This is a genomic window from Bradyrhizobium rifense (genome assembly GCF_008123425.1).
Classification (GTDB): Bacteria; Pseudomonadota; Alphaproteobacteria; order Rhizobiales; family Xanthobacteraceae; genus Bradyrhizobium; species Bradyrhizobium rifense.
On sequence record NZ_VSSS01000069.1, the window covers coordinates 31,755 to 53,641 of the forward strand.

At 63.4% G+C, this 21,887-nt stretch carries 21 protein-coding genes and 1 pseudogene; 10 read left to right on the forward strand and 12 right to left on the reverse strand.

The features are described from left to right. Window positions 1-76: 76 nt before the first annotated feature. Genes pdxH through FXB40_RS39810 form a run of 3 tightly spaced genes read left to right on the forward strand, consistent with a single transcriptional unit; the run spans window position 77 to window position 2,306 of the window. Window positions 77-718, forward strand: coding sequence for a pyridoxamine 5'-phosphate oxidase (gene pdxH / locus FXB40_RS39800; RefSeq protein WP_148777730.1), 642 nt, complete (start codon window positions 77-79; stop codon window positions 716-718). Window positions 719-756: 38 nt separating this feature from the next. Next, the gene (locus FXB40_RS39805) at window positions 757-1,509 is read left to right on the forward strand and encodes an SDR family NAD(P)-dependent oxidoreductase (protein WP_148777731.1); all 753 of its coding nucleotides are present in this window, start codon (window positions 757-759) and stop codon (window positions 1,507-1,509) included. 26 nt (window positions 1,510-1,535) lie between these two features. Further along, window positions 1,536-2,306: a class I SAM-dependent methyltransferase gene (locus FXB40_RS39810; protein ID WP_148777732.1), complete on the forward strand. Its 771-nt coding sequence runs from the start codon at window positions 1,536-1,538 to the stop codon at window positions 2,304-2,306. 83 nt (window positions 2,307-2,389) lie between these two features. Here the strand turns inward: FXB40_RS39810 and FXB40_RS39815 are convergent, their stop codons facing one another. Beyond that, the gene (locus tag FXB40_RS39815) at window positions 2,390-2,623 is read right to left on the reverse strand and encodes a hypothetical protein (RefSeq protein ID WP_148777733.1); all 234 of its coding nucleotides are present in this window, start codon (window positions 2,621-2,623) and stop codon (window positions 2,390-2,392) included. A 186-nt stretch (window positions 2,624-2,809) separates the two neighbouring features. Continuing rightward, complete coding sequence (locus FXB40_RS39820; RefSeq protein WP_148777734.1) at window positions 2,810-3,787, reverse strand: magnesium transporter CorA family protein; 978 nt, start codon at window positions 3,785-3,787, stop codon at window positions 2,810-2,812. Between the two features lie 337 nt (window positions 3,788-4,124). On the opposite strand from FXB40_RS39820, the gene FXB40_RS39825 reads away from it, so the two are divergent. Further along, window positions 4,125-4,805 carry a L,D-transpeptidase gene (locus FXB40_RS39825; protein ID WP_148777735.1) on the forward strand — a complete coding sequence of 227 codons (681 nt, stop codon included), beginning with the start codon at window positions 4,125-4,127 and terminating at the stop codon, window positions 4,803-4,805. A gap of 42 nt (window positions 4,806-4,847) precedes the next feature. On the opposite strand, the gene FXB40_RS39830 is transcribed toward FXB40_RS39825, so the two are convergent. Continuing rightward, complete coding sequence (locus FXB40_RS39830; RefSeq protein ID WP_148777736.1) at window positions 4,848-5,936, reverse strand: extensin family protein; 1,089 nt, start codon at window positions 5,934-5,936, stop codon at window positions 4,848-4,850. Between the two features lie 65 nt (window positions 5,937-6,001). Here FXB40_RS39830 and FXB40_RS39835 point away from each other — a divergent pair, with 65 nt between their 5' ends. Then, window positions 6,002-7,630: a fatty-acid--CoA ligase gene (locus tag FXB40_RS39835; protein ID WP_148777737.1), complete on the forward strand. Its 1,629-nt coding sequence runs from the start codon at window positions 6,002-6,004 to the stop codon at window positions 7,628-7,630. 63 nt (window positions 7,631-7,693) lie between these two features. Here the strand turns inward: FXB40_RS39835 and FXB40_RS39840 are convergent, their stop codons facing one another. Further along, entirely contained in the window at window positions 7,694-8,902 is a 1,209-nt protein-coding gene (locus tag FXB40_RS39840) for an HTTM domain-containing protein (RefSeq protein WP_148777738.1), read from the reverse strand. A 193-nt stretch (window positions 8,903-9,095) separates the two neighbouring features. Here FXB40_RS39840 and FXB40_RS39845 point away from each other — a divergent pair, with 193 nt between their 5' ends. Continuing rightward, window positions 9,096-9,950 (forward strand): DUF1499 domain-containing protein, encoded by an 855-nt coding sequence (locus FXB40_RS39845; protein ID WP_148777739.1) that lies wholly within the window; start codon window positions 9,096-9,098, stop codon window positions 9,948-9,950. 7 nt (window positions 9,951-9,957) lie between these two features. On the opposite strand, the gene FXB40_RS39850 is transcribed toward FXB40_RS39845, so the two are convergent. The 4 genes from FXB40_RS39850 to FXB40_RS39865 form a co-directional block, all read right to left on the reverse strand. After that, window positions 9,958-10,881 carry an MBL fold metallo-hydrolase gene (locus FXB40_RS39850; RefSeq protein ID WP_148777740.1) on the reverse strand — a complete coding sequence of 308 codons (924 nt, stop codon included), beginning with the start codon at window positions 10,879-10,881 and terminating at the stop codon, window positions 9,958-9,960. Window positions 10,882-11,059: 178 nt separating this feature from the next. Then, window positions 11,060-12,274 carry an acyl-CoA dehydrogenase gene (locus tag FXB40_RS39855; protein WP_148777741.1) on the reverse strand — a complete coding sequence of 405 codons (1,215 nt, stop codon included), beginning with the start codon at window positions 12,272-12,274 and terminating at the stop codon, window positions 11,060-11,062. A gap of 138 nt (window positions 12,275-12,412) precedes the next feature. Further along, window positions 12,413-13,489, reverse strand: coding sequence for a 3,4-dihydroxy-2-butanone-4-phosphate synthase (gene ribB, locus FXB40_RS39860; RefSeq protein WP_148777742.1), 1,077 nt, complete (start codon window positions 13,487-13,489; stop codon window positions 12,413-12,415). Window positions 13,490-13,678: 189 nt separating this feature from the next. Beyond that, window positions 13,679-15,409, reverse strand: coding sequence for a cation:proton antiporter (locus tag FXB40_RS39865; RefSeq protein ID WP_148777743.1), 1,731 nt, complete (start codon window positions 15,407-15,409; stop codon window positions 13,679-13,681). A gap of 67 nt (window positions 15,410-15,476) precedes the next feature. On the opposite strand from FXB40_RS39865, the gene FXB40_RS39870 reads away from it, so the two are divergent. Then, complete coding sequence (locus tag FXB40_RS39870; protein ID WP_187437474.1) at window positions 15,477-16,004, forward strand: DUF3124 domain-containing protein; 528 nt, start codon at window positions 15,477-15,479, stop codon at window positions 16,002-16,004. A 265-nt stretch (window positions 16,005-16,269) separates the two neighbouring features. Beyond that, window positions 16,270-17,502, forward strand: a complete 1,233-nt coding sequence (locus FXB40_RS39875; RefSeq protein ID WP_148777745.1) for an aminotransferase-like domain-containing protein — start codon at window positions 16,270-16,272, stop codon at window positions 17,500-17,502. On the opposite strand, the gene FXB40_RS39880 is transcribed toward FXB40_RS39875, so the two are convergent. Continuing rightward, window positions 17,499-17,771, reverse strand: a complete 273-nt coding sequence (locus FXB40_RS39880; RefSeq protein WP_148777746.1) for a helix-turn-helix domain-containing protein — start codon at window positions 17,769-17,771, stop codon at window positions 17,499-17,501. The two genes, FXB40_RS39875 and FXB40_RS39880, sit on opposite strands and share 4 nt — an antisense overlap. Before the next feature lie 157 nt (window positions 17,772-17,928). Between FXB40_RS39880 and FXB40_RS39885 the strand changes: the two genes are divergently transcribed. Beyond that, window positions 17,929-18,381, forward strand: coding sequence for a hypothetical protein (locus FXB40_RS39885; RefSeq protein WP_148777747.1), 453 nt, complete (start codon window positions 17,929-17,931; stop codon window positions 18,379-18,381). 37 nt (window positions 18,382-18,418) lie between these two features. On the opposite strand, the gene acuR is transcribed toward FXB40_RS39885, so the two are convergent. The 3 genes from acuR to FXB40_RS39900 all read right to left on the reverse strand — a co-directional run bounded on the left by acuR (window position 18,419) and on the right by FXB40_RS39900 (window position 21,410). After that, window positions 18,419-19,051 carry an acrylate utilization transcriptional regulator AcuR gene (gene acuR, locus FXB40_RS39890; protein ID WP_148777748.1) on the reverse strand — a complete coding sequence of 211 codons (633 nt, stop codon included), beginning with the start codon at window positions 19,049-19,051 and terminating at the stop codon, window positions 18,419-18,421. A 127-nt stretch (window positions 19,052-19,178) separates the two neighbouring features. After that, a complete protein-coding gene (locus FXB40_RS39895) occupies window positions 19,179-20,807 on the reverse strand; it encodes an alpha/beta hydrolase domain-containing protein (RefSeq protein WP_148777749.1) in 1,629 nt (542 codons plus the stop codon). Window positions 20,808-20,891: 84 nt separating this feature from the next. Then, entirely contained in the window at window positions 20,892-21,410 is a 519-nt protein-coding gene (locus FXB40_RS39900; protein WP_148777750.1) for a hypothetical protein, read from the reverse strand. A 228-nt stretch (window positions 21,411-21,638) separates the two neighbouring features. On the opposite strand from FXB40_RS39900, the pseudogene FXB40_RS39905 reads away from it, so the two are divergent. Next, window positions 21,639-21,872 (forward strand): annotated as a pseudogene (locus FXB40_RS39905) (IS5/IS1182 family transposase); the annotation flags it as partial. Window positions 21,873-21,887 lie beyond the last annotated feature (15 nt).

Sequence of the window (21,887 nt, forward strand, 5' to 3'; positions counted from 1 at the left end):
CGTCGCCATGCCCTATATAGGGCCGTAGCAGACAACAGCGCGCTTTGGGCCGCGGGACGCAATTCGGACTCCAGACATGACCGACACGACCTCGATGAAACACCAGACACCCTTAACATCCGGTGATTTCACCGCCGCCGACGAGCCTTTTGCGCTGTTCGAGGCCTGGCTGAACGAGGCGATCAAGAGCGAGCCGAACGATCCGAACGCCATGGCGCTCGCAACCGTCGATCCCGATGGCCTGCCTGACGTGCGCATGGTGCTGATGAAGGGCTTCGATACCGAAGGATTTGTCTTCTACAGCCACATCGCAAGCCAAAAGGGCCGCGAACTCGCCGCAAATCCTAAGGCGGCTTTACTTTTTCACTGGAAGTCGCTGCGCCGTCAGGTCCGCATCCGCGGCAACGTGACGCCGGTGACCGATGCCGAGGCCGACGCCTATTTCGCGACGCGACCGAAACAGGCGCAGATCGGCGCCTGGGCGAGCAAGCAGTCGCAAGAGCTCGAGAGCCGCTTCGCCTTCGAGCAGGCCATCGCAAAGGTCGCGGCCAAACACGTCATCGGCGACGTGCCGCGGCCGCCGGGCTGGAGCGGCTGGCGCATCACGCCCTCACGCATCGAGTTCTGGCACGACCGCCCATTCCGCCTGCACGACCGCATCGAATTTCGCCGTGACGCGGCCGGTCGGCCGTGGTCCAAGACGCGGATGTATCCTTGAGCCTTGTCTCGATCTTTAGGCCGACCTGAAAGATGTCCATGCCGCATTCGTCCAATGCGCCGCGCCGCACGCTACTCCTGACCGGAGCAAGTCGCGGTATCGGCCACGCCACCGTGATCCGCTTCTCGTCGGCGGGCTGGCGCGTCATCACCTGCTCGCGGCATCCCTTCCCGGAAGATTGCCCGTGGGACGCAGGCCCCGAGGATCACATCCAGGTCGACCTCGGCAATCCCGCGGACACCACGCGCGCGATCTCCGACATCCGCGATCGCCTCGAAGGCGGCATGCTGCACGCGCTGGTCAACAACGCCGCGATCTCGCCGAAAGGCCCAGGCGGCTCACGCCTCGGTTCGGTCGACACCGACCTCGACACCTGGACGCACGTCTTCCACGTCAACTTCTTCGCGCCGATCATGATCGCGCGCGGCTTGATCGAGGAGCTGAAGGCGGCCAGGGGCTCGGTCGTGAACGTCACCTCGATCGCGGGCTCGCGCGTGCATCCCTTCGCGGGCGCGGCGTACGCGACCTCCAAGGCGGCGCTCGCGTCCCTGACGCGCGAGATGGCCTCGGACTTCGGCCGCGTCGGCGTGCGCGTCAACGCGATCGCGCCGGGCGAGATCGACACCTCGATCCTGTCGCCGGGCACCGAGAAGATCGTCGACCAGCAAATTCCGATGCACCGCCTCGGCACACCGGACGAGGTCGCCAAGATCATCTACGTGCTGTGCACGGACACCAGTTCTTACGTCAACGGCGCCGAGATCCACATCAACGGCGGCCAGCACGTCTAGGCCAGGTGACGCATCGAGGGTGACGCATGGGCCGGTTTGCGAGCACGGCGTCAACTTACGAGCACTTGCGACCACCCTACCCGAGCGAGTTCTTTCGCCGCGTCGCGCACAAGCTCGGCCTCTCCGAACGATGCGCCTTGATCGATCTCGGGACCGGGCCCGGGCTGCTCGCGCTCGGCTTCGCGCCCTATGTCGGCCGTATCGTCGGCGTCGACCCTGAAACGGCGATGCTCGAGGCTGCGCGACAGGCGGCGGCGCGCGCGGGGCAAGAGCTTGCACTGATCGCGGGCAAGGCCGAGACGCTCGCCTCCGAGATCGGCACGTTCGACATCGTCACGATCGGCCGCGCGCTGCACTGGATGGATCGCGATGCAACGCTCGCGCGGCTCGACCGGCTGGTTGCGCGCGACGGCGCGATCCTGATCTGCGCTTCGTTCTCGGTCACCGACGGCCGCAACCCATGGCTTGATGGCTACAACGAGATCCGCCGCCGCTGGTCGCCCGCCAAGCTCTGGGAGGAGGCCGGCAAGGGCACGCGGACCCATCGCGACCTGCCCGCGTTCTTCCGCGGCAGCGCCTTTGCCCCGACCGAGCTCGTCACCGTCGAGACCAGCCACATGGTCAGCATGCAGGACCTGGCGCAACGCACCCTTACTTACTCGTCGTCCTCACCGGAAGCATTGGGCGACAACGTCGAGGCCGTGTTGCGGGACGTCGAGAGCCATCTGGCATCGTTCAGCCGCGACGGCTTAATCGCCGAGACCATCGTCTCGACGGCGCAGATCGTGAAGCGCTAGGGGATTTGCCGCGAAAGGCGGGAAGCAAGGCGATCCAGACAACGCCGCCGCAAGACTGGATCGCCCGCCCTTCCTTCCGCTCCTCAATCCAGGCGAATCCGACGCGACCGTTCGCGCAGCCTCAAAGCTGCAGCATTTGGAGCGGCAGCGTCGAATGCAGTCGAGCAGTCATCGTCGTTCTCGCCATCGAGCAGCGGAGCACCACAGTGCCGGCACATGCGTGCCGACAACGACGGCGCCTTGCCGCTCGCCACGGCCTGACGATAGCTCGTCAGATCGATGACGTTGCGGGGCGTCGTTATGTGTTTTTCAACCATGGTTTTTCCTCGCGGCTAACCCTCTGCTTATCGCAGACAAGTTTCGCGCAAACGTTCAGCCCACCGCTCAAATTTTACCGGAGGAATTGGGGCGCAGCACACGCATCACCGCGTCGCCGCAATGGCGCTCTATTCTGCGACACCATCAGCCCTGTCTCTGCGACCGGCGTAAGGTCTCGGTAGCTATTAAAGCCACTTCTTCCACTTGAAGATCCAGTACGGAACGATCGCAGCGCACACCATCAACACGAGCGCAAAGGGATAACCGTGCGTCCATTCGAGTTCCGGCATCGACTTGAAGTTCATGCCGTAGATCGAGGCGATCAGTGTCGGCGGCATCAGGACAACAGCCATGACCGAAAACAGCTTGATGATGTTGTTCTGCTCGAGATTGACGACGCCGAGCATGGCGTCGAGCACGAAGGTGATCTTGCTGGAGAGATAGGAGGCGTGGTCGGTCAGCGAGACGACGTCGCGCTGCATGGTCTTGAGCTGCTCGCGCATGTCCTTTGACCATTTCACGCCCTCCACCACCGCCGAAAGGAAGGCGACGACACGGCCGATCGACACCAGGCTCTCGCGAACCTTGGAGGTCAAATCGCCCTTGCGGCCGATCGAGATCAGGATCTGAGAATATTGCTTGGCGTGGCCGTGACGCTCGCTCTCCGGCTCGAAGATGTCATGCGAGACCTGGTCGATCTCGGCGCCGCAGCGTTCCAGAATGTCGGCGCAACGGTCGATCACGGCGTCCAGCAGTTCCATCAGCACCATCTCGCCGGTGATCCCCGGGGTGCAGGACCGCGCCAGCTTGGCCTCGACCAGGGCGAACGGCTTGGGCTGGTCGTAGCGGACCGTGACCAGGCGATGGTCGCCAAGGATGAAGGTCACCGCCGTGGTCCGGGGCATGTCGGTGTCGGAGTGGCACATCAGCGTCGCGGTCATGTAGCGCGCGCTGCTCTCGATATAGAGCCGGCTCGAGATCTCGATCTCCTGCATGTCCTCCCGCGTCGGGATCGCGATCCCCGAGAGCTTCTCCACCGCCTTGTCCTCGGCTGCGGTCGGATTGAACAGATCGATCCACACGGCGTGTTCCGGCACAGCGGCGAGATCGTCGACAACGGCCTTCTTCAGGGAGGAGTCGGTGGGAACGAACACAGAAAACATGAACAACTCCAGGGAGGGCCTGCGACAGAATGACAGCCCTTAGCGCGATTCTGACAAGTTCATGATGACAAGCACATTAACGGGGCGTTTGCATTTATGGCGACGGCATGGCCCAACTGTGGCACAGAATCGACAATCCGGAATTCCACGCCCAAAATCCAGCTTAAGGTCGCAAAAATTGCGGCAAAAAAGCCACAGGTTGGGTCTCGCAGCGCGGGACAAGCCCCTAAAAGCTGGAATTGTGGCAGATTTCAACGATAATAGGGTCCAAGGAGTCGTGGAATTGAGCTTGGCTCAAGCCCCGCGAAAGCTTGTTGTTTTCGATTGGAACCAAATCATGTCGTCGCTGAAAGTTACGCTTGGTATTTTGGCCGCCGGCTTCATGTTGTCGGGCTGCATGCAGGGCACGCATTATGAGGCCACCAACACCCAGAGCTTCAAGCCCAAGGACAAGGAACTGCTCGCCAAGATCCGGTATGAAAACACCCCGGTCGCAGAGCCCTTCCGCCGCGCCATCGTCGACTACCACCGCAAGGAATCGCCGGGCTCGATCGTGGTCGATTCCGACAACCACTACCTCTATTACGTGATGGATGGCGGCAAGGCGATCCGCTACGGCATCACCGTCGGCGAAGAGGCCATGGCCTGGTCGGGCATCGCCAAGGTCGGCAGCATGACGGAATGGCCGGCGTGGCATCCGACGCCCGGCGAGATCTCGCGCCTGGGCGTGCCGACCTTTGTCGCTCCCGGCCCCGACAATCCGATGGGCTCGCGCGCGCTGTACCTCTATTCCGGCGGCAAGGACACGCTGTTCCGCATCCACGGTACCAACCAGCCTGAATATATCGGCGCCTCGATCTCCTCGGGCTGCATCCGCCTGACCAACGAGGATGCGATCGATCTTTACGGCCGCGTCAAGCTCGGCACCATCGTGGTTGTGCTCGAGCCCAAGCACGGCGACTCGCCGTACAATTCGCGGCTGGCCCTCCAGGGCGGTGGTTATCAGACCAGCAACTAATTGATCTCCGCGTGATCTGAAGGTTTTTGAAAAGCGCCGGTTTTACCGGCGCTTTTTTGTTGGCGGCTTGCTCTTGCCGGAGTCGGCTGCCGGCTTGTCCGCCGGCGCGGCAGGTTTCGCGCTCTCCTGATCGTCAGCCCCATCCTTGGTGCCCTCCGACTTGGCCGCGACCTCGCGGGGCGGCGCCTCCTCGGGGCGCTCGGCCGGCAGCAGAGGCGCGACCTGGGGCAAGGGGTCCCAGATGTTCCACTGGCAGATCCGGTAGTCGTTGCGCCGCTGCGCCAGATCAAGGTGGATGTGGTCTTCGTGATACCAGTCCGAGCCCGGGCCGAGCACCGTGGAAAAGCGCGAGCAGACCGAATGCAGCACGCGCTCGCGCACGTCGCGCGACATGGTGCGCTCCGTCAGGCCGATCGACTGGCCGTTGGCGAGCTTGAGCGAGCGCACGTCGAGCGCGTTGGCCTTGCCGTGCTCGGACAGCATCGCGCCGACGATGCGATTGCGGCCGCGGCACTCGAAACTGTCGAAATTGTCGAGGTCGGTGATGGTCGAGCCGAGGCTCGCGGCCAGCGGCACCATGTCGGTGCGGACCCAATCGGCGATCGCCGATGCCATGGTGCAGCGGAGGATTGCCGCCGGCTTGACTGCGACCTTGCGCTTGTCCGGCAGCACGATCGCTTCCAGCCGCACCAGATCCTCGCCGCCGCAGGCGCCGGGGCCATGGATATCGGGAATGGACGGCGCGACTGCGATCTCCTCGGTCAGCGCGATACGACAGGCCGAGAGTTGCTTCTCGGGCGGCGGCGCGGCCTCGGCCGGTTTGCTGGGTTTGTCCGGGGAAGGCTTGTCTAGCGAAGGCTTGCCGTCGGTCTCCGTCGCGGCCTTGTCCGTTGCTTTGGGGGCCTCCTCGGGGCGAGGCTTTGGTAGCGGTATCTTGGCGGAACGAGGGCTTCTGTGCGGCCGTGGGGTACCAAGACCAAAGATATCGAGCGGCGCAGCATAGTTTCGCGCCTCCGCCCGATCCGCGAGCACAAGCGTTAGCCCCAGCGCAGCGGTAACCATTGCCGCGCGGGTGGACATATTGCCGCGACAAGACCATTTGCGGCGAAAGTCCGGCAGGCTAAAACTCATGACAATTCTTTGGCCCTGCGCTGAGAGCGATAACGCGCCCAGCGACTTCTCGGAGGAACGTCTGAATGCTCGGCTTGATGCAAGATTGGCCCCTGCTCTGCCACCGGATCATCGAACACGCCGCCAAGATTCATGGCAAGCAGGAGGTCGTGACGCGATCGGTCGAGGGACCGATCCATCGCACCACCTACGCCGAAATCCACCAGCGCGCGCTCAAGGTCTCGCAGATGCTGGAGCGCGACGGCATCAAGCTCGGCGACCGCGTCGCCACGATCGCCTGGAACACCTGGCGCCATCTCGAGGTCTGGTACGGCATCATGGGCATCGGCGCCATCTGCCACACCGTCAATCCCCGGCTTTTCCCCGAGCAGATCGGCTGGATCATCAACCATGCGCAAGACCGCATCGTGATGGTCGATCTCACCTTCGTCCCCGTACTGGAAAAGCTCGCCGACAAGCTGCCGAGCGTCGAACGGTACATCATCCTCACCGACAAGGCGCATATGCCCGAGACCACGTTGAAGAACGTCGTGGCCTACGAGGACTGGATCGCCGAGGCCGACGGCAAATTCAAATGGAAGGACTTTGACGAGAACACGGCGGCGGCGATGTGCTACACGTCCGGCACGACCGGCGACCCGAAGGGCGTGCTGTATTCGCATCGCTCCAACGTGCTGCACGCGTTGATGGCCAACAATGTCGACGCGCTCGGCACCAGCGCCTCGGAGACGATGCTGCCGGTGGTTCCGCTGTTCCATGCCAACAGTTGGGGCATCGCCTTCTCCGCGCCCTCGCAGGGCACCAAGCTGGTGATGCCCGGGCCCAAGCTCGACGGCGCCTCGGTCTACGAGCTGCTCTCCACCGAGAAAGTGACGCACACCGCCGGCGTGCCGACGGTGTGGCTGATGCTGCTCCAGCACATGACCGCCAATAATCTGAAGCTGCCGGACCTGAAGATGGTGATCTGCGGCGGCTCGGCGATGCCGCGCTCGATGATCAAGGCCTTCCTCGACATGGGCGCGAACGTCCGCCACGCCTGGGGCATGACCGAGATGAGCCCGATCGGCAGCGTCGCGGCGCTGAAGCCGCCGTTCCAGAATGCGACCGGCGAGGCACGGCTCGACGTGCTGCAAATGCAGGGCTATGCGCCGTTCGCGGTCGAGATGAAGATCACCGACGATGCCGGCAAGGAGCTGCCGTGGGACGGCAAGACCTTTGGCCGCCTGAAGGTCTCCGGGCCCGCGGTCGCCAAGGCCTATTTCCGCCTCGACGCCAACATCCTCGATGAGGAGGGCTTCTTCGACACCGGCGACGTCGCGACCATCGACGAGGCTGGCTATATGCGGATCACCGACCGCTCCAAGGACGTGATCAAGTCCGGCGGTGAGTGGATTTCCTCGATCGACCTCGAAAACCTCGCGGTCGGCCATCCGGCGGTGGCGGAAGCCGCCGTGATCGGCGTCTTCCATCCCAAATGGGACGAGCGGCCGCTACTGATCGTGCAGCTCAAGCAGGGCCAGCAGGCCACGCGCGACGACATCCTCAAATACATGGACGGCAAGATCGCCAAATGGTGGATGCCCGACGACGTCGCCTTCGTCGACGGCATCCCGCATACCGCGACAGGCAAGATCCTGAAGACCGCGCTGCGCGACCAGTTCAAGGAATATCGCTTCCCGAACGCGGCAGCGTAAGCGCTGCGCTGCAACGGCATCGGCAATGCGGCCCCTCGAGGGGCCGCATTGTTTTCGGGCCGCTCACAATTGCGAACAGCGAAGGCCAACCTCCGGGCGGCTGAAGAACAGACGCTGCTCCTTCACCACGAGCACGAGCTGGCTGCGATCGCGCAGGGCGTGGCACAGATCGCCGGCAATGGTCTTGAAGACGCGCGTTTCGGCATAAGGCGTCACGTTGAGATCCGCGATCGCCCAGCGCTGGAGATTGAGCACGTTGGTATTCTCCGAGGTGTGGACCAGATACGGGCGAACGTTGCCCGGCGTCGACGCCGCGCCGAGATCGCTGAGATAGATCTGCGCCTCGGTGAGATTGCCGGAATAGAGCGCCGAGGACAGGTAGGAATCCCAGAGATTGAAGAAGCTCAACGCCGGCAGCACCACGAACAGCGCCACTGCCGCGCCATGACGAAGGTCGCGCACGTTCCAGACGATGTCGCGCCAGGTGAAGTCATCGGGGCTTGAAAACAGCAGCACGTCGAACATCGCCATCGCCGCAGTCCATGGCCAGACGATGTCGTTCCAGTTCAAGCCCAGGGGACCGAACATCGCCAGAATGAAGACATGCATGCCAACCGCGGCCGCGAGCGAGGCGCGACGGAAACGGCGGGTCAATAGACCGACGCCGAACGCAACCTGAACGAAGGGGACCAAGAAGCCGAAGGCATCGAGAGGCGTGGTCATCGACGGAAGCAGGCTGGTGATCGGCGTGATGATCCAGGAAAACTCGTTCTCCATGAAGTTGAGGTTGATCTTCTGGAGTCCGGAGAAGACGTAGGTGAAGACGATAACCAGGCGGGCCAGGTTCAGCGTCTGGAGATCGTCGACCGGCGCCGCGCCGCCTCCGCCCGCGAGCCCTGCGGCCGCGAGCAGGAAGCTGTATTGAAACATCCAGGGCTGCCACCGCGTCTGGTCGGCAAGGCAGAACGCGACAATAATGGCGAGAAATCCTGCGATCGGCCAGCGCGAGCGAGGAACGATCACGGCAAGCGCCGCCAGCACGAAAAGCGCGCCATAGAGTGCTGCCGCCACGGCGCCCTCGATCGGTGGCAGCAGCGACCAGACCGGCACCTGTGGATAAGACCGGGGCCCCATCCATAGTCCCGGGGACATCGCTAATCCGGTGCAAAATGCGACAAGGATCGTCAGCCGCAGCAGAAACAGGCGCTGCGGCTGTGCCGCGCCGCTATCCTCCGCGTTGCCCTGCTTCCCCATATGCCCTTGCTTCCCCATGGCCTCTCCCTCGAACCGCCATACACACCTATGTGGCGCGTCGCGGGCCGTTGGTTCGATCGCCACTGCCCGGACTTTCACCGGTTCAGGACCGGGGATAAACCGCTTCACAGCCCTGCGGAAAATGCGCTAGGTCAGCTTGCTCCGGTCGCCCGTGCCCTCTCCCGGCGACTTACATCGGTGATGGAACAGCATGGCCCGCAGGTTTTCCGCTCCCTACCAGTCGGAGCCCGTGTCCAGCCTCGCGAGCTGGGCGCGCAATCTGGCCGTGTTCGCGGTGGTGGCGGTGGTGGTATCGATCATCATCGTCCGTTTCGACTTCCTGGAGATGAAGCCGGCGCTGGCGACCTTCTTCGGCGGGCTCGCGATCGCCGCGCTTTCCATTCTGTTCGGCCTCGCCGGCTTTGCCGCGATCTGGCAGAACGGGTCGCGCGGCATGGCGCGCATCCTGCTCGCCTTCCTGATCGACGGGGCGATCCTCGCCTATCCCGCTTATCAGGCCCTGCTGTACCGCAAGCTGCCGCCGATCCACGACATCACCACCGACCCGATCGATCCGCCGCGCTTCGACGCGCTGTCGCGCCTGCGCACCGGCGACGGCACCAACACCGCCGTTTATGCCGGTCTCTATTCGGCCGAGCAGCAGCGCCACTTCTATCCCGACATCGAGCCGATCGAGCTCGAGATCCCCGTTGACCGCGCTTATGCGATCGCGCGCCAGCTCGTCATCAAGCGCAAATGGACCGTCATCGACGAACGCGAGCCGCAGCCACCGCGCCGCATGGGCCGCATCGAGGCGGTGGCGCGCACGCCGATCATGGGCTTTCGCGAGGACATCTCGATCAGGGTCGTGCCTGACGGCGACGATTCCCGGGTCGATATCCGCTCCGCCTCGCGCTATTTCGAGAGCGATCTCGGAAGCAACGCCGCGCGCGTGACGAAATTCATCGATGACCTCAACACCGCAGCCGACGCCGACGCGCTGAAGCCGGTGAAGAAGACCCCGGTCGCGCCGCCGAAGGCGCCGGCGAAGACAGTGAAGAAGTAACCGCGAGCTAGGCGTTCGCCATCCGGTACGTTCCGCCGATCACGGGATCGCCGTCTGTCGCGACAACGCCGCGCGCGACGAGATCCTCCAGATGCGCCAGCACGGAATAGCCGGCGGCCGTGGTCAGCCTGGGATCGATGCCGATATAGATTGCGCGCACCATGGTCGGGATGTCGGTCTCACCCTTGGCAAGGCGGTGCAGGATCGAGGCCTCGCGCGCCTTGCGGTGGCGGATCAGGAAACGCACGAAGCGCGGGCCGTCTGGGATTTCGGGGCCATGGCCGGAGAAATACAGATCCTCCTCGCGCGCAGCGAGCCGGTCGAGCGATTCCATGTAGTCGATCATCGAGCCATCGGGCGGCGCCACGATCGAGGTCGACCAGCCCATGACGTGATCGCCGACGAAGTTGAACTTGCGCTCGGGCCAGGCAAAGGCGAGATGGTTGGCGGTGTGACCGGGCGTCGCCACGGCCTCGAGCCGCCAGCCGGAGCCTTCGACGACGTCACCATGAGCGATCCTGATATCGGGGACGAAGTCGCGATCAGAGCCGGATTCCGGATTGTGCCTTTCGCTCTCGAAGCGCGGGCGCGAGGCGCGGTGCGGGCCCTCGGCATAAACCGGCGCGCCGGTCGCCTGCTTGATGCGCGGTGTGTTGGGCGAGTGGTCGCGGTGGGTGTGGGTGACGAAGATATGGCTCACCGTCTCGCCGCGCACGGCGTCGAGCAGCGCGGCCGCATGAGCCTCATCGTCGGGACCGGGATCGATGATCGCGACGTTGCCAGTGCCTACGATGTAGCTGACGGTACCGGTGAAGGTGAACGGGCTCGGATTGTTACAGAGCACCCGCCGCACGCCAGGGCGGACTTCCTCGACGACACCGGCTTTAAGCGGAAAGTTGCGGTTGAACGGGACATCGTCGTTGTCGGACATGGCTTGCACATACCTTGCTGACTTCGTCATGCCCGGCCTTGTGCCGGGCATCCACGTTCTTCGCGTGGTCTAAGACGCGGATGGCCGGGACATCTAGCGCGAAGACGCGCTTCGCGCTTTTGCCCGGCCATGACGCACTTGGAGAGTTCAGTCGCATCCCGCGCTCGGGCGGCTTTGCTCAGAAAAACGCCTGAATGCCCGTGATCGCGCGGCCCAGGATCAGGGCGTGGACGTCGTGGGTGCCCTCGTAGGTGTTGACCGTCTCGAGGTTATGGACGTGGCGCATCACGTGGTACTCAGCCGAGATGCCGTTGCCGCCGTGCATGTCGCGGGCGACGCGGGCGATGTCGAGGGCCTTGCCGCAATTGTTGCGCTTCATGATCGAGATCATCTCGGGCGCGAACTTGCCCTCGTCCATCAGGCGACCGACGCGAAGCGAGCCCTGGAGGCCGAGTGCGATCTCGGTTTCCATGTCGGCGAGCTTCTTCTGCACCAGCTGGGTCGCGGCGAGCGGCTTGCCGAACTGCTTGCGGTCGAGCGTGTACTGGCGGGCGCGATGCATGCAGTCCTCGGCGGCGCCGAGCGCGCCCCAGGAGATGCCGTAGCGGGCGCGGTTGAGGCAGCCGAACGGACCCTTGAGGCCGGAAACGTTGGGCAGCAGCGCGCTTTCCGGGACCACGACGCCGTCCATCACGACCTCGCCGGTGATGGAAGCGCGCAAGCTGAGCTTGCTTCCGATCTTCGGCGCGGAGAGGCCCTTCATGCCCTTCTCCAGCACGAAGCCGCGGATCTGGTTGCCGTGCTCGGCCGATTTGGCCCAGATCACGAACACGTCGGCAATCGGCGCGTTCGAGATCCACATCTTGCTGCCGGTCAGGCGATAGCCGTCGGAGACCTTCTCGGCGCGGGTCTTCATGCCGGACGGGTCGGAGCCGGCATCGGGCTCGGTCAGGCCGAAGCAGCCGACCCACTCGCCGCTGGCGAGCTTCGGCAGGTACTTCTTGCGCTGGTTCTCGTCGCCATAGGCGTAGATCGGGTACATCACCAGGGAGGACTGCACCGAATTCATCGAACGATAGCCGGAATCGACCCGCTCGATCTCGCGCGCGACGAGGCCATAAGCCACGTAGCTCGCGTTGGCGCAGCCATATTCCTCCGGCAGCGTGATGCCGATCAGGCCGAGCTCGCCCATCTCGTTGAAGATCTCGCGATCCGTCGTCTCTTCGAGATAGGCCTTGGTGATACGCGGCAGCAGCTTGTCCTGGGCGTAGGCGCGGGCGGTGTCGCGCACCATGCGCTCGTCCTCGGTCAGCTGCTCATCGAGCAGGAACGGATCGTCCCACTGGAAGGAAGCCGCAGCCGGCTTGTCCTTGGTCTGAGGGCGCACGCTCATGAAACGTCCTTTCGGTCTGGTTCCGTCTAAAAATTGCCGACAAACTAAAACGCCGCGGCAACAAGTGCAATTGCATTGCAGATGTATCGGTCTGCGTGAATCCCGGGGATGCGCGTCGCAGGCCCCGGAATGACAGCGCTAGCTTTCAAGCTGCTCGTTGGCGACGATCTCGATGCCGAAGCCCGAGAGGCCCTTGTAGTCATGCACCGACGAGGTGAGATGGCGGATCGAGGTGACGCCGAGATCGCGCAGGATCTGGGCGCCGACGCCGACTTCGCGCCACTGGCGGTTGCGGTCGGCTTCCGTCGCGCTCTCATCAGCCAGCGGGGCCACAGGGACGCCGGCCGCGCCATCGCGCAGATAAACCAGCACGCCGCGGCCGGACTTCTTGAACTGCTCGAGCACGGCCGCCATGCGCTTGTGGCCGGTAAAGGTGTCCTTGACGATGTTCGGCTTGTGAAAGCGCGTCAGCACGTTCTTGCCGTCGCCGACGCCGTTGTAGACGAAAGCGACGTGGGCGATGGAATCGAACGGCGAGCGGTAGGCATAGCCCTGGAGCGGCCCGATCGGGCTTTCGGTGGTGAAGGTCGAGACCCGCTCGATCAGCTTTTCGCGTGCCTGGCGATAGGCGATCATGTCGGCGATGGTGACGTGCTTCAACTTGTGCTTGGCGGCGAACTGGGAAACCTGCTCGCCCTTCATCACGCTGCCGTCGTCGTTCATCAATTCGCTGATGACGCCGACCGGCGGCAGCCCTGAGAGCTTGCAGAGATCGACCGCGGCCTCGGTGTGGCCGGAGCGCAGCAGCACGCCGCCGTCCTTGGCGATCAGCGGGAAGATGTGGCCCGGACGGGCGAAGTCGTTGGCGCCAGCGTTGGGATTGGACAGCGCACGGCAGCAGGAGGCGCGCTCCTCGGCCGAGATGCCGGTGCCGCCGTCGGGCTTGTAGTCGATCGAGACCGTGAAGGCTGTGGTGTGGGCGGAATCGTTGTGGGCGACCATCGGATCGAGCCGCAGCCGCCGCGCGTCCTCGGTGGTGATCGGCGCGCAGACGATGCCGGAGGTGTGGCGGATGATGAAGGCCATCTTTTCCGCTGTGCAGAATGAGGCGGCGACGATCAGATCGCCCTCGCCCTCGCGATCCTCGTCGTCGGTCACGACGACAAGCTCGCCCCGGGCAAAGGCCTGCAAAACTTCCTGAACGGTATCGGGCATGTCCCAATCTCTATTGGTTATGGGCCGGAGGCTTAGCGGACGCCTTAGCTGGACTTGGGCCCAAGCGCTAGTGTCCTGGATGCAACCGCATATGCCCGGAGGCCGCTCCCAGCCAGGCTTTCACGCTTGCACCGAAGATACCACGGATATAGGCGCGCCCGGCCCGGACGGAAGACGGCCGCACCGCCCTCAGGGCAGCACTTCGCGCCGCTCGCCAAGCCGAGCATCGAGCTCGGCGCGCTTGTCGGCCAACAGGCCGGCCTGGGCGGCCTCGATCACCGTAAACAATTCATGAGCGTCGCTGAGCCGGGTCACGGTGACATAGCTGGCGCCTGCCGCGTAGAGCTCGCCGACGTCGGACAGGAGATCGGCGGTGGCGACGATCAGGGCCTTGGGATTGAGGGTGCGGACGTGGCGGACCAGCTTCTCATTGCTGGCCCCCTTCAGCAGCGCATCCGGCACGCTGAGAATGATCATCTCGGACTTGCCGATCCCGGCATGGAGCAGCGTGTCGGCGCTGCTGATGTCGCCATAGATCACGTGCAGGCCGCGCGAAAGCAGGGTCTGGTACACATTGGGGTTGAAGTCGATCACCGTGATCTGCTCCAGCAGGACCGGGGTCTGCCGTTCGATCTCGGCCAGCAGCGCGCTCGCGCTGCGGAAAAAGCCGAGGATGACGATGCGGCGCGCTTCGCCATGGCCGCCTTCGCCCCCCTCCTCGGCGTGGCCGCTGCCATGGTCGAGATCGCGCAAGCCGATCCGCTTGAGCGGGCCGATGGCCCAGCGGGTGACCTTGTCGCTGCGCGCCATGACGAAGGTCGAGAGCACCGCCAGCACCACGAAGGCGAAGGAGGCCGCATTCGCCGTTTCAGCCGCGATGTGATTGTCGGCGACGCCGGTCTGGATCACCACCAGAGAGAACTCGGAGATCTGCGCCAGATTGATCGCGGGCAGCAGGCTCGCGCGCAGACCCTGCTTCATCAGATAGAGCGGCGTGAAGGTAGTGACGAGGCGGCTCACCACCGTGAACGCGGCAATCATCAAGGCCAGCCCGATCACCGAGAGGCCGGGCACGGGAATGGTCATGCCCAGCGCCACGAAGAACAGCGTGATGAAGAAGTCGCGGAGCGTCGTGACCTTGGCCGTGACGTCGAGCGCGTAAGGAAAGGTCGAGAGCGAGACGCCGGCGATCAGCGCGCCCATCTCGCGCGAGAGCGAGAGCTGCTCGGCGGTCTCGGCGACGAGAAAGCACCAGGCAAGAGCGCCGAGCAGGATCAGCTCGGGGCGGCGGGCGATCTGGTGGAATAACCTCGGCAGCACATAGCGGCTGACCAGCAGCGCGGCAGCGACCAGCACTGCGACGCGACCGATGGACAGCAGGATGACGCCGATCTGCAGGTTCGCGAGACTCGGCTGCACCGCCAGGAACAGGATGGCAAAGATGTCCTGAAGCACCAGCACGCCGAGCGTGATACGGCCGGGCAAGGTGTCGAGCTCGCGCTTCTCGTAGAGCACCTTGACGATGATGACGGTTGAGGACAGCGCGCAGGCAATGCAGAGATAGAGCGCATCGAAATGCCCGCCGCCGAGCGAGAGCCCGATGCCTGCAAAGAACAGGATGCCGAGCAGGCAGCCGCCGATCAGCTGGCCGCCGGCCGCGAACAGGATCACCTTGCCCGCCCGCACGATCTTCTTCAGGTCGATCTCGAGCCCGATCATGAACAGCATGAAGATCAGGCCGAGCTCGGAGATGACGCTGATCGATTCCTGCGACTTGACCCAGCCGGCACCGAATGGACCTATGCAGAAGCCGGCGATAAGGTAGGCCAGGATCAGCGGTTGCCGGGAAAAATGGGCGAGCAGGCCCAGCATCCAGGCAAACAGGATACAGAGAGTGATGTCGCGAATGAGCTCGTGCATGCCAGATCGGTCCGTTTCGTCGCACCCTAGAGACCGAGTGCAGCGCGGCAAGCGAGCAATTCGTCACATGCGGGCGGGCTTCGCCGCTGCAATGCTGCTATGCCCCCTCGCCTTCGCGGGCCCGGCGGCCGCGCAGCCCAAAGTGAACCTTGAACAGACCTTCGCCGATTCGCTCACAGCGCTGCCGAAGGAGGAACTCGCGGCTTCCGGCGGCTTCTACGTACCGGCCTATTCCAGCGTCGCGATGAGCCAGGGCAAGCTGCGGGTCGATTTCTCGGTGACCCTGAGCGTCCACAACGCCTCCGAGACGCAAGCATTGGTGGTCCGGCGCATCGCCTATTTCGACACGACCGGCAAGCAGGTCGAAAGCTATCTGAAGGCGCCGGTCGCGATAAAGCCGCTCGCGACCATCTCGATCTTCATTCCGACCGACGACGTGCGCGGCGGGACCGGAGCCAATTTCATCGTCGACTGGGCCGCCACCGGCGAGATCGCCGAACCGGTGGTCGAGGCCTTGATGGTTGGCGGCATCGCCAATGCGCATTACGCTTTCATCAGCCAGGGACGTCCGACCAGGACGGCGGGTAAGAAGTAAAGCAGGTCGAAGCGTCCCGCATCTATTGGCCGCGGCTTCAAGCGAGCGCTGTCGCGACCGCAGATCGAAAACACGAAAACAACCCCATGCACAGTAGCCACGCCCAGCAAAATCAATGCCTTGTTGGCACGCGCGATGAAGATGCGGATTTTACGAATTTTGTTTGACCCGTCGGGCAAAACACTGGCATGATCACATCATCGAAATCACAGCACCCGGTCGGCACCAGACCGGCCGCTCAATAAAAACAACGAGGAACGCTCCCATGACGTCCAGCTTCGATTTCGCGCCCCTGTTTCCCGCAGGGCTGCCGGCCCCTTCTGCGCGCTGGACGGGCCTCGCCAAATACAGCTTTGTCGGCGGCAACAACGATTCCGAGCAGCTGCCGCTCGACGAGCTGATCGAGGCTGCCAATCAGGCCCTGCGGCGCGAGGGCCGGTCGCTCGCCACCTACGGGCTCGCGCACGGGCCGCAGGGTTACTTGCCGCTGCGCGAATTCATAGTGACAAAACTGAAGCGCGATGCCGGCATCAGCTGCGCGGTCGACGATCTCATGATCGTCTCCGGCTCGCTGCAGGCGCTCGACCTCGTCAACAACACGCTGCTGGCCCGCGGCGACACCGTGATCGTCGAGCAGGAGAGCTATCAGGGCGCGTTGACCCGCTTGGCACGCCTCGGCGTCAACGTGGTTGGCATTCCGCTCGACGACGACGGCATGCGCATGGACGCGCTGGCCTCGACGCTGGCCGAGCTGAAAGGCCGCGGCATCCGGCCGAAATACATCTACACCATTCCGACCGTGCAGAATCCGACCGGCAGCATCATGCCGGAGACACGCCGCGTCGAGTTGCTGCGGTTGTCGGCCGAATATGGCGTGCCTGTGTTCGAGGACGATTGCTATGCCGACCTCATCTGGTCAGGGCAACGGCCGCCCGCGATTCACGCCTTGAGCAAGCACGGCGGCGTGATCCATATCGGCTCGTTCTCGAAGTCGATCGCGCCGGCGTTGCGCGTCGGCTTCATCGTGGCGCCCTGGGATGTGATGTCGCGGATGCTGGCGCTGAAGACGGATGCTGGCTCCGGCGCGCTGGAGCAGATGGTGCTCGCCACCTATTGCAAGCCGCATTTCGCCAGCCACGTGCCGGCGCTGACGAAAACGCTGCGCACCAAGCTCGACACGCTGATGGAAGCTCTGAACGAGCAGTTCGGGACGGCGGCGGAATTCGAGGAGCCCAAGGGCGGCATCTTCCTCTGGGTCAAGCTGCCCGATCAGGTCGATACGCTCAAGCTCTATCAGGCTGCGCTCGCCGCCGGTGTCTCGATCAATCCCGGACCGGAATGGTCGACCAACAAGGGCCACTCAGGCTCGCGCCTGCGGCTGTGCTTTGCCAGCCCCTCGCATCAGCAGATCCGCGAAGGCGTCGCGGTGCTGGCCGAAGTCTGCCGCAAGGAGTTCGGCGTGCCGGCCCGCAGCGCCAATGTGGAGAAGCGCGCCTAAGCCGCCCGTGGCTTGCTGCCGTGGATCGCGGAGGCCAGCCGCAGCAACAGGACGATCGAGACGTTGCCCTTGCCGGCCTCGATCTGGGCGATGTAGCGCCCTGAGATCCCGGAGCGGCGGGCCAACTCCCGACGCGACAGCTCGCAACGCGCGCGCGAGGACCTCAGGCGCTCGCCCAGCTCCGCCAGAAACGCGGTCTCAGAATAAGGCGGCAGCGCACAGCTTCCCGGCAGCACCTCGCCCGCGAAATCCATCACTTGATTCAGCATCGCTCTCACCAATTTCGCCTTCGGGAGCGCCATCTTACCCCCGACGGGTATGGCCTCATTGACGCGGATCAAATTCGCGCGCGATTACCCGGCTGCCGTGGACGGCCGCGCCCCGAATGCTAGAACTTGGAATGTTCGAGGCGGGGCTTTTCGGGACATGATGCGTTGTTTGGGCCGCTGGATGACAGCGGCGGTGCTTTGGACTGCGTTCGCGTCGCTCGCGCGTGCCGAGACGCTTGCGGCGACGGTCGAGCAATGGGGCTTGCTCGGCTCATGGGCGGTCGACTGCGCTGTCAGTCCCGACCGCGACAAGGGCGCACTGCTGACTTACGAAATCCGGAAGGACGGCCGGGTGATCTACCGGCGCAATTTCGGCGACGCCAAGGACGAGAACGAGGTGGTGTCGGCCACGGTCAACGCGGAAGGCCTGCTCAATGTGATGGTGTACTTCCCCTCGCTGCAGCAGACGCGGGAGTTCGGACTGTTGCTCTCAGAGCAAGGCAGCTTGCGCGCGATCTACAATCGCAGCGAGCGCGGCGAGTACACGATCAGGGACGGTAAATACGTCAAGACCGGCGCGAAGACGCCGATACAACAACGCTGCAATTAGGCGGTTTGTGCCTTCGGCCATCAACACGAAAAACGACTCATTCACCGAGGAGCCTGAAAAAGCCCTTCGAGAAGGAATGAAGCGGTTCGGAACGGCGTTCGAGTTTGGCGCGAAGAACCGCGCCCTCCCAACCGATCCAGAAGAACTCGGCAAGCCAGTCGCAATCCTGGTTGGGAGAGATTGCACCAGTAGCCTGGGCAGCTCTCAAGCACTTGGCAGTGCGCTGCTGCCAGTCGATGAACACATCGAACAGCTGCTGGCGAAATAATTTTGGAAGTACGCCCATCTCCTGCCCGAGATTGCCCACCAAGCAGCCTCGCGCATAACGGAAGCGCTTCATGGCCGACGTTGCATCGTCGGTAAAAGCTCTGAGCCTTTCGAGCGGGGAATGCTGCTCGTTCAGGAAGAAGCTGTCGAGCTTCCGCGAAAAGTAGCCAGCGTAGCTGTCGATCAGCTCGGCTCCAAATGCCTCTTTGCTCGGAAAGTAGTGGTAGAAGGAACCCTTTGGCACGTCGACGCTCCGCAAGACTTCCTCGATCCCCGTCGCGGAATAGCCCTTCTCCGTCAGCATAACGACGCCTGCACGGACCAGGGCGTCACGGGTCGCGCTGGTGCCGGCAAGTTCCTTAGGAGGTCGCCCGCGACGGCGGCGAGGCAGCGTTTTGCTCATGCAGTTCGTAATAGACCGACCGTCTAGGAGAAGCAAACTGCCCGCGATGCGGTGCTCTGCAAATGGCGGAGACTCCCGCACTTCATCTACTCGTTCGGTGGCAGGCCTGGGCTCCGGCTTGGCTCACTCAACGTGGTTCGGCATTCGTTGGCGCGGGTGCGAACAGGTTCGTCGACGCGGCTTCCTGAACGATCACTGCCGCGTCTTCCGGCAGCAGAAACCCACGCGCCATCAGATCCTGGGCGGCGATCCGGATCCGGTTCACGTAATCGTCGCGGCCGTGATAGCGCTCTTCGATCGATGGGCGGGCGTCACCGGTACGCTCTCGTTCCGCTTTCGTCGCTGCGAATGGCAAGAAGGACCCGATCAGCATGCAGGTGAATGTCTGCGGCTGGTTCTGGGCGCCATTGGTGCCGGTCGGCACCGCAACATCCGGCAGCCGCACGCCGCCGAGCGCATTGCCGTCCTGATCGCGCTTCGGCACTTGTATCACTGCGGCGGAAAGCCGAGTGGGGGCGCGCAGCGCAGGTGGCTCGCCGCCCGCGGCTTCAAGCGGCATCAGTTCGCTGGCGGGCGGCTTGGAGCCGCGGCTTACCCAGGCATCAAGGTGCAGCAGGAGGGCCCGCGACAGCGGCGACCAATCGAGGCGGCCCGGCGTCAGTTTGCAGGCCGGTGACTTGGGAGCGGGTACATGCGGGCCTCCTGCGATATCGTACATCCGCACATTGGCGGGCAGTGGCTGATCCGCGGTTCCGGACGCGCCCGTGCGGCCAAGCGAAGCGCGCAGCGAATAGTAGTCCGTGGTGGAGTTCACGAGTATCATCCTCGGAGGCACCTCGCCGCGCGCCTCGACCTTGGCCGTGATCTCCCCGATCGTGAGCGGTCCGTCATTCACGCCGGGAAAATCGGGGTTGTCGAATGTGGGAGCTCCCTCGGCGCTCGACATTGGTCCAAGGCCCGTCTGCAGGATCGGAAGAAGGCCGGCGGCCGAGACGAACACATGCATTCCGTCGAAGACGCGCCGGTTGCCCATCATGTTGAAGCCGTTCAGGAGAAAGGTCTTCAGGAATCGTCCATCCTGGGACCTGCCGCTCGCGAGTACGCGGTTGATCGCTCCCTTGAGCGGGTTGGGCGTTCCGCTCTTGTCATAAGCTGCATGCGCGAAGAAATCCGCGGCATCGCGGACGATCGCAAAGCCCACTCCCTCGACGAAGCGTGTCTTGCCATCAGCGTCAGTGAACGAAGGCAGGTCCGCACCCTGTCCAAGCTCCCAGAAAACCTCCGCAACTGCGAAACCATGGTCCTGAAGAAAGCCGGTCCCCTGCTCCAGCGTGCCCGGGAGAAACCGCACGTCGCGCGGCGAGTTGTAGATCGCCTCGGCCCAGACTTGCCCGCGGTTGGGTACGTCCACCAGCAACGCGTAGTTTTCCCCGCGCGGAGCCGCCGGCATCATGAGAATGATCTTCGCCGCGTAGTCGACGCGCCCGCGTTCATTGCGCGGCGCCTTGTCGATCCCAGGGATGGCCTCTTGTGGCGATAGATCGCCGCGGATCTTGCCCTGCCAAATCACATAGTCGCCGGCGCGAAATGTGCCGGAAGGCTGCTTCGACGTGAACTCGATCCGGGTAACTTCTGCGCTCACTGGTCGCGCCGTCGAAATCAGGCTGAACAAGCAGAACAAGAACATCACGATTCGCCCGTTTCGACGGAGCGGCATGAGAATTCTCCATAGGGGATCGCGGAAGGTTTCGAGCACTTTTGATCCCGACACGCCGTATCAGAGCGAACACGATGGACCGGCACCTTTTTCACCGGGCCATCGCCTATCGCGAAGGCCTTCTCACTCCATCCAATAATCAATGTCCGTCTGATTGGCATTGAGGCCGGCCTTCGGCTCGGACGGGCCATGACTGCTGATGATGCCACGTATCCGGGCGAGGCTGCCCGTGCCACCGGTAATGACGCCGGATGTCATGTTCGTAAGCTTCCCATCTCCACTGCTTTGAGCAACGAGAGATGTCCTGACAAAAAACTTCTCTCCGTTCTCCAGTATCCAAACGTTGTAGATGAGAGCCGGACCGTTGTTGTCGATGTAGTCCGACATGCCGCGTGTCCACTGCTCCTTCAACCTCGATCCGTTGATGAGAGGGGCATCGTCACCATAGGTCCGCCGAATTTCGAAGAGCCGAGCTTGATGTCCCGGAATGTCGCCAACATCGATGACGTGTTGTTGGGTGTATACCGTCTGAGTTGCCGGCGTATCATAGCTGATGTGGTGCTTTTGCTGCGCAATGGCCACCGGCGCGGTTAGAACCATTGCGAGAGTGATCGTCATTCCAAGCGCGATATTGCGAAACATGCGTGACCTCTCATGCTGGTATCCACCCAATCGTGAAGGTATCGGCGGACGTTGTTGAAAATTCCCTCATCAACCGGTCAACGCTCGGTAGCGACCGAGCCCCAACCGAAGCTGATTTCGCCGCGCTTTTCCGAGGTGCCATAAATTAGACCGATCGTCTAGCATTCGGCGTGGCTGCAGGCGATCTCGCCCATCAATCTTTTTTGACAGCGTTTTGTCGGACAAGGCTTGCCCGCTAAGCCGGGCGCGTGGGCCAACATCCCGTTGAACAATCGCAGCGATCCGATTTGCTTCAGCCCCCAGCTCTCCCGCGCTCGCAACCAGGTCGAGCGGTCCTTCAACTGGATCAAACAATGTCGTCGGGTGGCGACGCGCGACGACAGGCTCGCCGCCAACGACCTTGCCGTCGTTCAGCTCGCATCAATCCGACGATGGCTGCGCCTTCATGAGTCCGCGTCCTAGCACTACTTTGGCAGA